Source organism: Klebsiella sp. CN_Kp075 (genome assembly GCF_040065055.2).
Taxonomy (GTDB): Bacteria; Pseudomonadota; Gammaproteobacteria; order Enterobacterales; family Enterobacteriaceae; genus Klebsiella; species Klebsiella aerogenes.
In genome coordinates this window covers 294,165-308,543 of the sequence record NZ_CM198050.1, presented here as the reverse complement: position 1 = coordinate 308,543, position 14,379 = coordinate 294,165, and the positions used below count along the sequence as shown (strand labels likewise).

17 protein-coding genes are annotated in these 14,379 nt (G+C 56.8%); 16 read left to right on the top strand and 1 reads right to left on the bottom strand.

Annotated features, from left to right (window positions below):
* The first annotated feature begins 47 nt into the window (after window positions 1-47).
* Window positions 48-713 (top strand): 7-cyano-7-deazaguanine/7-aminomethyl-7-deazaguanine transporter, encoded by a 666-nt coding sequence (locus tag ABLV78_RS01430; RefSeq protein WP_348865205.1) that lies wholly within the window; start codon window positions 48-50, stop codon window positions 711-713.
* Window positions 714-786: 73 nt separating this feature from the next.
* Window positions 787-1,344, top strand: a complete 558-nt coding sequence (locus ABLV78_RS01425; protein WP_045397026.1) for a DcrB family lipoprotein — start codon at window positions 787-789, stop codon at window positions 1,342-1,344.
* A gap of 2 nt (window positions 1,345-1,346) precedes the next feature.
* Here ABLV78_RS01425 and ABLV78_RS01420 read toward each other — a convergent pair whose 3' ends face one another.
* Entirely contained in the window at window positions 1,347-2,567 is a 1,221-nt protein-coding gene (locus ABLV78_RS01420; RefSeq protein WP_047047907.1) for an MFS transporter, read from the bottom strand.
* A gap of 383 nt (window positions 2,568-2,950) precedes the next feature.
* On the opposite strand from ABLV78_RS01420, the gene apeA reads away from it, so the two are divergent.
* From apeA to apeN, 14 genes are all read left to right on the top strand, one after another.
* Window positions 2,951-3,346 carry an ApeA family protein gene (apeA, locus tag ABLV78_RS01415; RefSeq protein WP_045397034.1) on the top strand — a complete coding sequence of 132 codons (396 nt, stop codon included), beginning with the start codon at window positions 2,951-2,953 and terminating at the stop codon, window positions 3,344-3,346.
* Between the two features lie 62 nt (window positions 3,347-3,408).
* A complete protein-coding gene (locus ABLV78_RS01410) occupies window positions 3,409-4,470 on the top strand; it encodes a methyltransferase (RefSeq protein ID WP_045397037.1) in 1,062 nt (353 codons plus the stop codon).
* 20 nt (window positions 4,471-4,490) lie between these two features.
* Window positions 4,491-5,213 (top strand): beta-ketoacyl synthase chain length factor, encoded by a 723-nt coding sequence (locus tag ABLV78_RS01405; RefSeq protein ID WP_047065888.1) that lies wholly within the window; start codon window positions 4,491-4,493, stop codon window positions 5,211-5,213.
* The gene (locus ABLV78_RS01400; RefSeq protein WP_047047901.1) at window positions 5,210-6,025 is read left to right on the top strand and encodes a lysophospholipid acyltransferase family protein; all 816 of its coding nucleotides are present in this window, start codon (window positions 5,210-5,212) and stop codon (window positions 6,023-6,025) included. The genes ABLV78_RS01405 and ABLV78_RS01400 overlap by 4 nt, the downstream gene beginning before the upstream one ends.
* On the top strand, window positions 6,006-6,263 hold the full coding sequence (apeE, locus tag ABLV78_RS01395; protein WP_045397051.1) for an ApeE family acyl carrier protein: 258 nt from the start codon (window positions 6,006-6,008) through the stop codon (window positions 6,261-6,263). Before ABLV78_RS01400 ends, apeE begins: the two co-directional genes overlap by 20 nt.
* 11 nt (window positions 6,264-6,274) lie before the next feature.
* Complete coding sequence (locus ABLV78_RS01390) at window positions 6,275-6,526, top strand: acyl carrier protein (RefSeq protein WP_047047899.1); 252 nt, start codon at window positions 6,275-6,277, stop codon at window positions 6,524-6,526.
* A gap of 6 nt (window positions 6,527-6,532) precedes the next feature.
* Window positions 6,533-7,114, top strand: a complete 582-nt coding sequence (locus ABLV78_RS01385; protein WP_047047896.1) for a COG4648 family protein — start codon at window positions 6,533-6,535, stop codon at window positions 7,112-7,114.
* Window positions 7,111-8,460 carry a class I adenylate-forming enzyme family protein gene (locus ABLV78_RS01380; RefSeq protein ID WP_047047892.1) on the top strand — a complete coding sequence of 450 codons (1,350 nt, stop codon included), beginning with the start codon at window positions 7,111-7,113 and terminating at the stop codon, window positions 8,458-8,460. Before ABLV78_RS01385 ends, ABLV78_RS01380 begins: the two co-directional genes overlap by 4 nt.
* Window positions 8,447-8,800, top strand: a complete 354-nt coding sequence (locus ABLV78_RS01375; protein WP_045397064.1) for an ApeI family dehydratase — start codon at window positions 8,447-8,449, stop codon at window positions 8,798-8,800. Before ABLV78_RS01380 ends, ABLV78_RS01375 begins: the two co-directional genes overlap by 14 nt.
* Window positions 8,791-10,482, top strand: a complete 1,692-nt coding sequence (locus ABLV78_RS01370) for a glycosyltransferase family 2 protein (protein WP_047047889.1) — start codon at window positions 8,791-8,793, stop codon at window positions 10,480-10,482. The genes ABLV78_RS01375 and ABLV78_RS01370 overlap by 10 nt, the downstream gene beginning before the upstream one ends.
* Before the next feature lie 3 nt (window positions 10,483-10,485).
* A complete protein-coding gene (locus tag ABLV78_RS01365) occupies window positions 10,486-10,908 on the top strand; it encodes an acyl-CoA thioesterase (protein WP_047047887.1) in 423 nt (140 codons plus the stop codon).
* Entirely contained in the window at window positions 10,905-11,510 is a 606-nt protein-coding gene (gene apeL / locus ABLV78_RS01360; protein WP_045397076.1) for an ApeL family LolA-like protein, read from the top strand. Before ABLV78_RS01365 ends, apeL begins: the two co-directional genes overlap by 4 nt.
* Window positions 11,479-13,797, top strand: a complete 2,319-nt coding sequence (gene apeM / locus ABLV78_RS01355) for an ApeM family transporter (protein WP_047047884.1) — start codon at window positions 11,479-11,481, stop codon at window positions 13,795-13,797. The genes apeL and apeM overlap by 32 nt, the downstream gene beginning before the upstream one ends.
* Window positions 13,794-14,378, top strand: a complete 585-nt coding sequence (apeN, locus tag ABLV78_RS01350; RefSeq protein ID WP_047047881.1) for an ApeN family LolB-like membrane protein — start codon at window positions 13,794-13,796, stop codon at window positions 14,376-14,378. The genes apeM and apeN overlap by 4 nt, the downstream gene beginning before the upstream one ends.
* Window position 14,379: the final 1 nt, after the last annotated feature.

Sequence of the window (14,379 nt, the reverse complement as noted above, 5' to 3'; positions counted from 1 at the left end):
GATTCCTTCATTGATGTGAAGCATGACGGGCATAAAAAGGTCACAATATGAATCCCTTTACTACCGTACAGCGTAAGAAAGCGCTCGTCTGGCTTTCGCTATTTCATCTGCTGGTGATCACCTCCAGCAACTATCTGGTCCAGTTGCCGATCTCCATTTTTGGTTTTCATACCACCTGGGGCGCGTTCAGTTTTCCCTTTATTTTTCTCGCCACCGATCTGACGGTACGCATTTTTGGCGCCCCGCTGGCGCGACGCATCATCTTCGCGGTGATGATCCCGGCGCTGATTATTTCCTATGGCATTTCGGCGCTGTTTTACATGGGCGAGTGGCAGGGCTTTGCCGCGCTGGGCACCTTTAATCTGTTCGTTGCCCGTATCGCCGCCGCCAGCTTTATGGCCTATGCGCTGGGGCAAATTCTCGATGCCCACGTATTCAACCGCCTGCGTCAGAATCGCCGCTGGTGGCTGGCGCCGACCGCGTCGACCCTGTTTGGCAACGTCAGCGATACCCTGGCTTTCTTCTTCATCGCCTTCTGGCGCAGCCCGGATCCGTTTATGGCCGCCCACTGGGGGGAAATCGCCACCGTCGACTACTGCTTTAAAGTGCTCATCAGCATCGTCTTCTTCCTGCCGATGTACGGCGTGCTGTTGAATATGCTGTTGAAAAGACTGGCGGATAAATCTGATTTGTCGGCATTGCAGCCAGGTTAAAGGTACTCGCTAACGGTTGTGATAAGATAACCGGATGAGCCGTTAATGGCCGTTTATCGAAAGGAAGATGTCAATGCGCAATTTGGTTAAATATGTCGGTATTGGCCTGCTGGTTATGGGGCTTGCGGCCTGTGATAACAGCGATTCAAAAGCGCCGACCGTCGGGGCAGCAGCAGAGAGCAACACCAGCGGCCAGGCGATTAGCCTGCTGGATGGTAAACTGAGCTTCACCCTGCCTGCGGGTATGGCAGATCAGAGCGGTAAGCTCGGTACCCAGGCCAACAATATGCACGTCTATTCCGACGCCACCGGCCAGAAAGCGGTGATCGTCATTGTCGGCGACAGCACTAATGAAGATCTGGCGGTGCTGTCCAAACGTCTGGAAGATCAGCAGCGCAGCCGCGACCCGCAGCTGCAGGTTGTGTCTAACAAATCTATTGAGATTAAAGGCCACACCTTACAGCAGCTGGACAGCATCATCTCCGCCAAGGGGCAGACCGCATGGTCTTCCGTGCTGCTCGGTAAGGTCGATGACAAACTGCTGACCCTGCAGGTCACACTGCCAGCGGACAACCAGCAGCAGGCGCAAACCGAAGCGGAAAGCATCGTCAACACGCTGGTCATTAACTAATTTTATTGCCCTGATGCAGCGGCCTCCGGTTCAACCACCGGGGGCCGTTTTTTTAACCGCCAACCCAATAGTAGCGCCGCCATCACCAACCCTGCCGCCGCCAGATAAATCGTCGGGATCCCGGTCCACGCCATCAAAAGCCCGGCCAGCGGCCCGGTTATCCCCAACGACAAATCCATAAAGACGGTATAGGTCGCCAGCGCCGAGCCCTGATTGTGCTGCGGCACGGCTTTAACCGCCACCACACCCAGCGCCGGGAAGACCAGCGAGAACCCCGCGCCGGTGAGGAAAGTCCCGACTTTCGCCATCAGCGGCGTCTGTGCAAAGCCCACCAGCAGCAGGCCAATAACCTCCACGCTAAAACAAAGCATCGCCACGTTCAGGCCGCCTAAGCGGTTAATGCCGTTGGGAAAAAGCAGCCGCGTGCCGACAAACGCGCAGCTGAACAGCGTTAACGCAAAGGCCGCGCCGTCCCAGCCTTTCGCGTCATAAAACAGGGTAATAAAGGTCGCGATAACCCCAAAGCCGGCAGAAGCCAACGCCAGCGCCATGCCGTAAGGCCAAACCCGGCCGAGCACCGCACGAAATGACATCGCTTTCCCTTTCGTTGCCTTCACCGCCGTTCGCGGTAGCGCGCAAATGATAGCCACCAGAGCAACCGCCATAATGACCATCGCCAGGCCGCTGAGGCCAATGTATGAATAGCACAGCACGCCCAGCGGCGCGCCCATCGCCATCGCGCCGTAGGTCACAATGCCGTTCCACGAAATCACCCGCCCGATATGCAGCGAGCCGACAACGCCTACGCCCCATAGCGTCGACCCCGTGCCGGCGAAGCTCTGGCCAATGCCGAGGATCGCTCGTCCCAGACATAACAGCAGCAGACTCAGCAGCGGCCAACCGCTACTCCAGGCTGCCAGCAGGTAGCTCAAGCCGCTCAGAAAACAGCCGCACAGGCCGAAAACGACAATTTTTTTCGGTCCTAGCAGGTCGGCATAGCGCCCGGCGTGCGGTCGGCTCAGTAGCGTAGCGAAATACTGCAGGCTAATCACCAGCCCGGCCCAGAAGGCGCTAAACCCCATCACATCGTGAACGTAGCCCGGCAAAACCGCCAACGGCAGGCCGATAGTGAGATAGCTGGCAAAGTTGAAAATAACGACGGAGACAATCCGCAGATTGAGGCGCAATCCACTGAGCACGGGTTCGGCGACGGGTTCAGGCATCGGGGTCCACCAAATTGATACGACACGCTTCACTATTATCACGGCGTGTACAAAAAAGCAGCCCTTTATCTGCAATATTACCCTGCCAATAATTAAACGGCGATTTGCAATTTAAAAGTCGTAAAATTACGACATAACTTACCGATGATATTCATTGATTAAGCAGAGTTAATTTACTTATACTTCGCCCCGCAGCGTACCTGCGCCGTCGTTTTATCCTAAAATCAGCATTCCTATAACATTAGGATATTTATCTGTCACATTTTTAAAGTAAAGCAAATTTAATAAACAACCTGAATAAAAAACACGACATCACGACGACATTATTATTTTTGCCATTGACCTAAGTATTTTCTCAACCAATATATTAATAGGGAGTATTCATGAAAAAGGTTATTCACTGGATTGTTGCCGCCACGGTTGTCGGCGCGCTGGCGGGTTGCGCGCGCACCGCGCCGATCGAACAGGTCCAAACTACGGTTAGCGCGGGTCATACTGAAGCTCAGGTCAAAAGCGCTATTCTCCAGGCTGGTGTCCAGCGTGAATGGATTATGTCCGATGCAGGCCCTGGCGTTATCAAAGGACATTTACAAAACCGGGCCCACTCCGCGGATATTAAAATTAACTACTCAGCAACAGGTTATTCTATTAATTACGTGAGTAGCCTTAACCTGATGGCTTCCGGCGGAAAGATTCATAGAAACTATAATCGCTGGGTACATAATCTCGATAAAGATATTCAGGTCGCCCTCGCCGCTAATACGGCGTTGCAGAAGTAAACTCCCCAACGGGCCAGTATTGGCCCGTTCCCCTCACATTGATATAAAAGGTTGTGCCGAACGTGTATCAACAGGACTCTCTTAGCGCGCTGGATGCCATCACGGAAGCGCAACGCATCGCTTTCGCCCCCATGCTCTTTCAAACCGCGTTATGTCTGCGTAACTCAGGTATCCTCGGTTATCTCGATCGGCAAGGTAAACGCGGCGCGACCCTTGAAGCAATTAGCGAAAATTGTGAGGGAAATGAATATGCTGTAGGCGTTTTGCTGGATATGGGATTAAGCGGCCGTATTGTTACCTATAAAGAAGAACGCTATTACCTCGCTAAAGTGGGACATTTCTTACTCCATGATACGATGACCCGTGTAAATATGGATTTTACTCAGGACGTTTGTTATCAGGGATTATTCTTTCTGGAAAATGCGTTACAGGAAGGTAAACCATCTGGTTTAAAAGTTTTTGGTGAGTGGCCAACAATTTACCCGGCATTATCGCAACTTCCGCAAGCGGCGCGTAAAAGCTGGTTTGCTTTCGATCATTACTATTCCGACGGTGCGTTCAGCGCCGCGCTGCCACATGTATTCGCCAGTCGCCCCGCAACCCTGTACGATGTCGGCGGAAATACCGGTAAGTGGGCGCTGCGCTGCTGTGAGTATGATGAAAATATCGCGATTACGTTATTAGATTTGCCACAACAAATTGCGCTGGCCCGCGAAAATATAGAAAATGCGGGCCTTACCCATCGCATTGACTGTCATGCTGTGGATATGCTGAGTGATGCCCCCTTACCAGGAGAGGCGGATATCTGGTGGATGAGCCAGTTCCTTGACTGTTTTTCGCCGGAACAAATTATCACCCTACTCAGTAACGTCGCGCAGGTCATGAAACCCGGCGCGCGCCTGTGTATTCTGGAGCTGTTCTGGGATGCGCAGAAGTTTGAAGCAGCATCATTTAGTCTGAATGCGTCTTCGCTCTACTTTACCTGTATGGCCAACGGCAACAGTCGTTTCTACAGCGTAGAGAAGTTTTATCGCTATCTGGAAATGGCGGGTTTCCGGGTAGAACAACGCCACGATAATTTAGGCGTTGGGCATACCTTGTTGATATGTCAGAAGAATAATTGATTTTTCGCGGACGCGTGTAGATGACATTTGCATTTAACATAGTTGATTGGCAGGCCTTCGCGCCTGGAGTCAGTGGCACCGAGCAGTGGCAACGGTGGTCACAGCATTTGCACGCCATCGATCCAACCGCGGCGCCGGCCAAACTTAGCGAATTACCGATGATGACCGCCCGTCGACTCAGTTCAGGCAGCAGGCTGGCCGTGGAGTGCGGGCTGGCGATGCTGCGCCGCCATGAGATCGACGCCGTTCTCTATACCAGCCGTCACGGCGAACTCGAGCGCAACTATCGCATCCTGCACGCCCTGGCGCTGGAGCAGGCGCTCTCGCCTACCGATTTCGCCCTATCGGTACATAACTCCGCCGTCGGCAATCTGACGATTGCAGCGAAAAAACCCATTGCATCGTCATCGCTTTCCGCTGGACGCGATACTTTCCAACAGGGTTTATATGAAGTGATGGCTCTACTACAGGCGGGCTATCAGCGCGTCTTGATGGTTGATTTCGATGGTTTTCTGCCAGAATTTTATCACTCGCAGCTACCACCGGCGATGCCAACCTGGCCCTACGCGGTGGCGTGGGTCATTGAAGCGGGAAGCCAATGGCGCTGCAAAGCGCAACGTCATGACGCAGTCGAAGAGAGCACGCTGCCGCAAAGCCTTTTGTTTTTACAGTATTATTTGCAGAATGCGCGCGCATTCACGCTGCCCGGCGAACGCGTGCAATGGCAGTGGAGCCGTTCATGAACACTCTTCTGTGTCGCCTTAATCGGCTCTGGCGCGCGGCGATGACCGGTTTTTGTTTCGCGCTGTTTGGCCTTGGCGGGCTGCTGCTCTCTGTTGTTTGGTTCAATCTATTGCTGATTCTGGTGCGCGATAAGGCCCGCCGTCGCCGCATCGCACGGCGCAGTATTTCGCTCAGTTTCCGCTGTTTTCTCAGCGTGGTGAAAGGCGTCGGCGTACTCGATTACCAGATTAAAGGGCGCGATATTTTACGTCAGGAGCGCGGTTGCCTGGTGGTCGCCAACCATCCCAGCCTTATCGACTACGTTATGCTGGCCTCGGTGATGCCGGAGACCGACTGCCTGGTGAAAAGCGCGTTGCTGAAAAACCCATTTGTCAGCGGCGTGATCCGCGCGGCGGATTATTTGATTAACGATCGCGCCGATGCCCTGCTCCCGGCCAGCCGGCAGCGCTTACAGCAGGGCGATACCATTTTGATTTTCCCGGAAGGAACCCGAACGGTGCCGGGAGAAAAAATGCAGCTACAGCGCGGCGCGGCCAATATCGCCGTGCGCTGCGGCAGCGACTTGCGCGTCGTCATCATCCGCTGCACCGAGCATATGCTGGGTAAACAGAGCAAATGGTACGACGCGCCGCGAACGAAGCCGTTATTTACCGTCGAAGTCGGAGAACGGCTGCGAATAGACCAGTTTTACGAGGCAAATAAACAAGAACCGGCGCTGGCCGCACGGCAGTTAAACCGGCATATTTTGCTTAAATTAGAATCAGGCACTACACCTGAAACAGGAATTAATGATGCAAGCGCTTTATCTTGAAATTAAGAATCTGATAATCAGTACATTGAACCTGGACGAGTTGTCCGCTGATGATATCGACACCGATGCCGCCCTGTTTGGCGATGGCCTGGGTCTGGACTCCATCGATGCGCTGGAGCTGGGCCTGGCGGTGAAAAATCAGTACGGCGTGGTGCTGTCGGCTGAGAGCGAAGAGATGCGTCAGCACTTCTTCTCCGTCGCCACGCTGGCATCATTTATTCAAGCGCAGCGTGCCTGAGGAGAACCGTCATGACCGAACAACAAGCCATTTACGAAGAAGTCTCCTCGCTGCTGGTGAAGGTATTTGAAATCGATCCGCAGGATATTAAACCTGAGGCCCGCCTGTACGAAGATCTCGAACTGGACAGCATCGACGCCATCGACATGATCGTCCATCTGCAAAAGAAAATCGGCAAGAAAATCAAGCCAGAAGAGTTTAAAACCGTACGTACCGTGCAGGATGTCGTCGATGCGGTAGAACACTTACTGAAAGAAGCGTAATTCACCGTGTCGGGCATACGCTCGCTGCCGGTCGTTCCGTTAATGACAGGGGTATTGCTGCTGGCCTGGCCGTTCTTAGTCTGGTTTGGCCTCGCGCATAACAGTCTGCAATGGCTACTACCGTTAATGGCGCTGCTGCTGTTTTTACGCTTTCGCCAGACCCGGCGACAGGCGGGGCCACTGAGCGTGGTTACTCAGGTCGTAGCGGCAGCCGGCATGATGCTGTGCATTGCCAGCTATCTGCTAAAAACCCATCAGCTGCTGCTGTTTTATCCGGTAGTAGTAAATAGCGTCATGCTGGCAGTGTTTGGCGGTTCGCTGTGGTCAAGCATGCCGATAGTCGAGCGCCTGGCGCGGCTGCGGGAACCGGTTCTTCCCGAGCGCGCCGTGCGTTACACCCGCCGGGTTACCCAAATCTGGTGCGCCTTTTTCATCCTCAACGGCGGCGTTGCGCTGTTTACTGCGCTATACGGCGATATGTCCCTGTGGACGGCGTGGAACGGCATGATTTCCTATCTTCTGATGGGAACTCTGATGGCCGGCGAGTGGCTGACCCGCCAGCAGATGATTAAACGAGATAAACCATGAAGCAGCCCCTTATGCTGGCCCAGTGGCTCAGCACAGCGCGTCCGGCGGACACGCTGATTGCGTGGCAGGAAGAACACCGCTGGACGCTGGCGCATCTGCGCTACGATGTCGCCCAGCTGCTTGCCTGTTTGCAGCAACAGCAAGGCGAACGCTGGGCGCTCTGTTTTGATAACAGCTACCTGTTTCTGGTCGCCCTGCTGGCCACGCTGCATGCGGGAAAAACGCCTGTGCTTCCCGGCCACAGTCGCGCGTCGTTATTAAACGAACAGCGGGCGCTTTTCGACGGCATATTGAGCGATAAGGCGCTGGCGTGGCGCGGGCCGCTACAGGTTGTGCATTCCGCCATGACGACCGCCCCCCACGAATACGCATTCCCGGCAATCGACGATGACGCCGATATTGAGCTTTTTACCTCCGGTTCTACCGGTGAACCGAAGCGAATTAGTAAGCCCGTCAAGAGTCTCGACCGCGAGGCGGCGCTGTTAGCCGCGCACTATGCCGGACGCCTGGCAGACTGCCGGGTAGTGGCATCAGTCGCGCCACAGCATTTATATGGCCTGACGTTCCGCCTGTTCCTGCCCATGGCGCTAGGTTTGCCGCTCCACGCGGCGATGATTGAGTACGCCGAGCAGTTAACGGCATTAAACCCTGACCATCGCTATCTTTTTATCAGCAGTCCGGCTTTCCTCAAACGTCTCGATCGCCAGTTGCCCCCGCCACCGGTCGCGATGATTTTGTCCGCCGGTGGCAAGCTTCTGTGGCAGGATGCGGTGCAAACCGCCGGTTGGTTTGCTGTCTGGCCGGATGAAATTTACGGCAGCACGGAAAGCGGGGTTATCGCCTGCCGCCAGCGCCTGCAGGATAATACGCCGTGGCAGCCGTTCTCCGGCATCCGCCTTCAGCCGCAGGGCAACACAATTCATCTATTTTCGCCGCTTATCGCCGACGATAACGGCTTGGTTATCGATGATATTTTGCATTTCAATGAAAGCGGTCAATTCCAGCTGGCAGGTCGTCGCGACCGGGTGGTGAAAATTGAAGAGAAGCGCATTTCACTAAGCGAAGTGGAACATCGATTACTGGAACTGGATGGCATTCTTGATGCCGCCGCCCTGCCTATTACCCGCGGCAGTCGCCAGAGCGTTGGCGCGTTGTTAGTTCTGCACCCAGACGCCCGTCGCCGCTGGGGAAAAAGTCAGGAATTACAGTGGCGAAAAGCGCTGCGCGCCTTGCTGGAACCTGTGGCCATCCCTCGCTACTGGCGGGTGATTGACGAGATCCCCGTTAACAGCATGAACAAGCGTGTCTACGCGCAATTACAGGAGTTATTTCATGAAGCCCCATGAAATTGAGCGCCGTCAGCCGCAAGCCGATCGGGTTGAAATCGTACTCTCTCTCGACCCGGCTCTATTCTGGTTTCGCGGCCATTTTGCCGTGCAGCCGCTGCTCCCCGGCGTCGCGCAGATGGACTGGGCGATGCATTACGCCACCATGCTGCTGGCCCCCGGCTGGCGTTTTCACAGCGTTCAGAACGTGAAGTTTCAGTCGCCGCTATTGCCGGACACGACCGTTACGCTCGCCCTCAACTGGCAGGAGGCGCGCCAGACTCTGACGTTTAGCTATCTGCGCCACGACGGCGAAGCGCGACACACCGCCAGCAGCGGGAAAATTCGCTTATGCCGCTAGATTTCTCTCCCTGCGTTCTGATCCCCTGCTATAACCACGGCGCAATGATGCCGCGGGTACTGGCGCGCCTGCAGCCCTTTGGCCTGCCGTGCATCGTGGTGGACGACGGCAGCGATACCAGTACGCGGCAGCAGCTGGAGCGGCTGGCGGCGGAAACCGCCAGCCTGACCCTAATCCGCTTACCACAGAACGCGGGCAAAGGCGCAGCGGTGATCCGTGGGCTACAGGCCGCGGCGGAAGCCGGGTTCAGCCATGCGGTGCAGGTCGATGCCGATGGTCAGCACGCCATTGAAGATATTCCGCAACTTCTGGCGCTGGCGCAGACGCATCCTGAAGCGCTGATTTCCGGGCAGCCGATTTACGACGACTCTATCCCGCGTTCGCGCCTGTACGGGCGCTGGATAACCCACGTCTGGGTATGGATTGAAACGCTGTCGCTGCAGTTGAAAGATAGCATGTGCGGCTTTCGCGTCTATCCGATAACGCCAACGCTACGGCTGGCGCAGCGCGTGACCCTCGGCCAGCGTATGGATTTCGATACCGAAGTGATGGTGCGCCTCTACTGGCAGGGGAATACCAGCTACTTTGTTCCGACCCGCGTGACCTATCCACCGGACGGTTTGTCGCATTTTGATGCCTTCAAAGATAACTGCCGCATCTCGCTGATGCACACGCGTCTGTTCCTCGGCATGCTGCCGCGGATGCCGTCGCTGCTGTTTCGCCGCGCCTCGCCGCACTGGGCGCGCCAGCAGGAGGTAAAAGGATTATGGGGAATGCGCCTGATGCTGCTGGTGTGGCGGCTGCTGGGGCGCAAGGCGTTCACGCTGCTGCTTTATCCGGTAGTCGGCGTGTACTGGCTGACGGCCGCGACGGCGCGCCGCGCGTCGCAACAATGGATCACCCGCGCGCGCGAACAGCTCGCCGCGCGCCAGATGCCGATACCGCCAACCCTGACCAGCTACCGGCACTTCCTGCGCTTTGGCGAGGCGATGCTGGATAAAATCGCCAGCTGGCGCGGCGAGCTACAGTTTGGTCGCGACGTGGTCTTTGCCGCAGGCGCCGAGGAGACGCTGAATATCAGCGATCCGCGAGGAAAACTACTGCTGGCCTCGCATCTCGGCGATGTCGAAGCCTGCCGCGCGCTGGCGCAACTGCAGGGCAGCAAAACCATCAACGCCCTGGTATTCAGCGAAAACGCGCAACGTTTTAAACAAATTATGGCGGAGATGGCGCCTCAGGCCGGACTCAACCTGATGCCGGTGACCGATATCGGCCCGGAAACCGCCATGCTGTTGCAAGAAAAGCTGGATCGCGGCGAATGGATCGCTATTGTCGGCGACCGTATTGCGGTTAACCCGCAGCGCGGCGGCGAATGGCGCGTCTGCTGGAGCCGTTTTATGGGACAAGACGCCCCCTTCCCGCAGGGGCCGTTCATTCTCGCGGCTATTTTGCGCTGCCCGGTGAATTTGATTTTCGCTCTCCGCCAGCAGGACAAACTGCGCATTTACTGCGAGCCGTTCGCCGATCCGCTGCTGCTGCCGCGCGCCGATCGCCAACAGGCGCTCCAGCAATGCATCGACCGCTACGCCGAACGGCTGGAACACTACGCGCTGCAGTCGCCGCTCGACTGGTTTAACTTTTTCGATTTCTGGCGTTTGCCGGATCCCAAAGATAAGGAGTAAAGGGTGCTTAACGATCCCCGTTTTACTGCTGAAGTAGAGCTGACTATCCCGTTTCATGACATCGATATGATGGGCGTCGTGTGGCATGGCAACTATTTTCGCTACTTCGAAATTGCCCGTGAGGCGCTGCTTAACCAGTTCAACTACGGCTACCGACAGATGAAAGCCTCGGGTTATTTGTGGCCGGTGGTGGATACCCGCGTGAAATACCGCGACGTCATTACCTTCGAACAGCGTATTCGCGTACGTGCGCGGATAGAAGAGTTTGAGAACCGCTTGCGCATCGGCTACGAAATTTTTGATGCCGTCAGCGGCAAGCGCACCACCACCGGATACACCATCCAGGTCGCGGTAGATGAAAATAGCCGCGAGATGTGTTTCGTCAGCCCGGATATCCTGTTTGAACGCATGGGGGTAACGCCATGAGATTACTGCTGCTGTTAGGGCTGTTTATCAGCCCGCTGGTCAGCGCCCTGACGCTTGATACCCTACAACAACGGTTCACCGAACAGCCGGTGGTACGCGCCCATTTCGATCAAGTTCGCACGATTAAGGATCTACCGCAGCCGCTGCGATCCCAGGGGAAGATGTTGATCGCCCGCGATAAGGGTTTACTGTGGGATCAAACCTCGCCGTTCCCAATGCAGCTGTTGCTGGATGACAAACGGATGGTGCAGGCGATTAACGGCCAGCCGCCGCAGACCATCACCGCCGAAAACAACCCGCAGATGTTCCAGTTCAACCATTTACTGCGCGCGCTGTTCCAGGCGGATCGTAAAGTCCTGGAAGAAAACTTCCGCGTGGAATTTGCCGATAAAGGCAACGGCCAGTGGACGCTGCGCCTGACGCCCATCACTACGCCGCTGGATAAGATTTTTGCCCGCATCGATTTAGCCGGAAAAACCTATCTGGAGCATATTCAGCTCAACGACAAACAGGGCGATCGCACCGATATTACGCTTTCCCAACATCAACTAACGCCAGCGCAACTGACCGATGACGAACGCCAACGCTTTGCCGCCCAATAAACGCCCTGCGCTGTTATGGGCCGTCGTCTGCCTGATCTTCGCGGGCGCGCTGCTGTCGCTGCTGCCGCAGGCCAGGCTTAACAGTAGCGTACTGGCTATGCTGCCGAAACAGACGCTTGGCGCGATCCCGCCCGCCCTGAACGACGGTTTTATGCAGCGGCTGGACCGCCAACTGGTGTGGCTGGTCAGCCCCGGTAAACAGGCCGATCCGCAGGCGGCCCGCGACTGGCTGCAGCGGCTGCAACAATCGCAGGCGTTGGCCGAGGTAAAAGGCCCAATGGATGCCGATAGCCAGCAGGCATGGGGCGCGTTTTTCTGGCAACATCGTAACGGTTTAATTGACCCCGCTACCCGCGCGCGCCTGCAAAACGGCGGCGAAGCGCAGGCGCAATGGATCCTCTCGCAGCTCTATTCGGCATTTTCCGGCGTCAGCGGCAAAGAACTGCAAAACGATCCGCTGATGCTGATGCGCGGTTCGCAGCTGGCGATGGCGAAAGGCGGCCAGCGGATGCAGCTGCAGAACGGCTGGCTGGTGACCAAAGACGCCCAGGGCAACCTCTGGTATCTGTTGCATGGCGAACTGGCGGGATCGTCATTCGATATGCAGCAGACGCACCGGCTGGTCACGACCCTCGGCGAGCTGGAGAAGGAATGGAAAACGCGGTATCCGCAGGCGCAGCTATTGTCACGCGGCACCGTGTTCTATAGCGATTACGCCAGCCAGCAGGCGAAGCACGATATTTCTACGCTCGGCGCGGCGACGCTGTTCGGCGTGATCCTGCTGATCGTCGCGACGTTTCGCTCGCTCCGCCCGCTGTTGCTATGTCTGCTCTCTATCACGATCGGCGCGCTGGCCGGCACCGTCGTCACGCTGCTGCTATTTGGCGAGCTGCATCTGATGACCCTGGTGATGAGCATGAGCATCATCGGCATCTCCGCCGACTACACGCTCTATTATCTGACCGAACGGATGGTGCATGGCGCGGAATTAACCCCGTGGCAGAGTCTCGCCAAAGTGCGTCATGCGCTGCTGCTGGCGCTGCTCACCACCGTCGTGGCGTATCTGATTATGATGCTGGCCCCCTTCCCGGCGGTTCGCCAGATGGCGCTCTTCGCGGCGGTCGGCCTGAGCGCCTCATGCCTGACGGTGATTTTCTGGCATCCATGGCTGTGCCGCGGGCTCCCCGTGCGCCCGGTACCGGCAATGCTGCTACTGTTACGCTGGCTCGCCGCCTGGCGGCGCAATAAAAAGCTGTCCATCGGCCTCCCCGTTGCGCTGGCGCTGTTGTCGCTGGCGGGGCTAGCGACGCTGCGGGTGGATGATGATATTTCGCAGCTCCAGGCGCTGCCGCAGGATATTCTGGCTCAGGAAAAAGCGATTACCGCGCTCACCGGACAAAGCGTCGACCAGAAGTGGTTTGTGGTGTACGGCGAATCCGCCCAGCAAACGCTGGAACGGCTGGAAGCATTTATGCCCGCGCTGGCTAAGGCGCAAACCGACGGTATACTCGGCGGATATCGCGCCATTCCGCTGAATTCGCTCGCCCGACAGCAGCAGGATCTTACCCTGCTGCAACGCGCCGCGCCCGTCGTCGGCCAGGCGCTAAGTCACGCCGGGCTGGCAAAAGTTAATCCCGATCTCAACCCGATGCCGGTAACGGTCGACGACTGGCTTGCCAGCCCTGCCAGCGAAGGCTGGCGGCTGCTATGGCTGACGTTGCAGGATGGCGAAAGCGGCGTACTGGTCCCGGTGAGCGGCGTGAAAGACAGCGCGGCGCTAAAGGCGCTCAGCGCAAAGCAGGCTGGCGTTGCGTGGGTCGATCGTAAAAGCGATTTCGACCAGCTTTTCGCGCTCTACCGCCATATTTTAACCGGACTGTTGTGCGTTGCGCTGGCGGTGATTGCCTGCGGCGCCGTTCTCCGCCTTGGCTGGCGCAAAGGGCTAATAAGCCTGGTGCCATCGGTACTGTCGCTGGGCTGCGGGCTGGCGGCGCTGGCGCTTAGCGGCCACCCGGTTAACCTGTTCTCCTTGCTGGCGCTGGTGCTGGTACTGGGCATCGGCATTAACTACACGCTGTTTTTCAGCAACCCGCGCGGCACGCCGCTGACATCGCTGCTGGCGGTCACGCTGGCGATGATGACCACCTTATTAACGCTTGGCATGCTGGTCTTTAGCGCCACTCAGGCCATTAGCAGTTTTGGCATTGTTCTGGTGAGCGGCATTTTCACCGCTTTCCTGCTTTCGCCGCTGGCGATGCCGACCAAAAAAGAGAAAAAAAGACGATGATAAGACCATCATTCTGGCGCGCCTTCGCGCTACTCGCCGCCTTAGTACTGGCCGGCTGCAGCCATTCGCAGCCGGAGCCGCAAGGCCGCCCGCAGGCATGGCTTGAGCCGGGTACGCGCGTCACGTTACCGCCGCCTGGCATCTCGCCGGCTATCAGCTCGCAACAGTTGCTCACCGGCAGCTTCAACGGCCAAACCCAGTCGCTGCTGGTCATGCTCAATGCCGATGATAAAAAGCTCACGCTGGCGGGCCTGTCGTCCGTCGGTATCCGTCTGTTTCTTGTGACCTACGATGAAAAAGGGCTGCGCGCTGAACAGTCAATCGTGGTTCCGCAACTGCCGCCGGCCAGCCAGGTGCTGGCCGATGTCATGCTCAGCCATTGGCCGGTTAGCACATGGCTGCCGCAGTTGCCGAAAGGCTGGACGCTAACCGACCGCGGCGACAAACGCGAACTGCGTAACGCGCACGGGAAGCTGGTCACGGAAATCACCTATATCAACCGCAAAGGCAAGCGCGTGCCGATAAGCATCGAACAGCACGTCTTTAAATACCACATCACCATTCAATACCTGGGTGACTGAG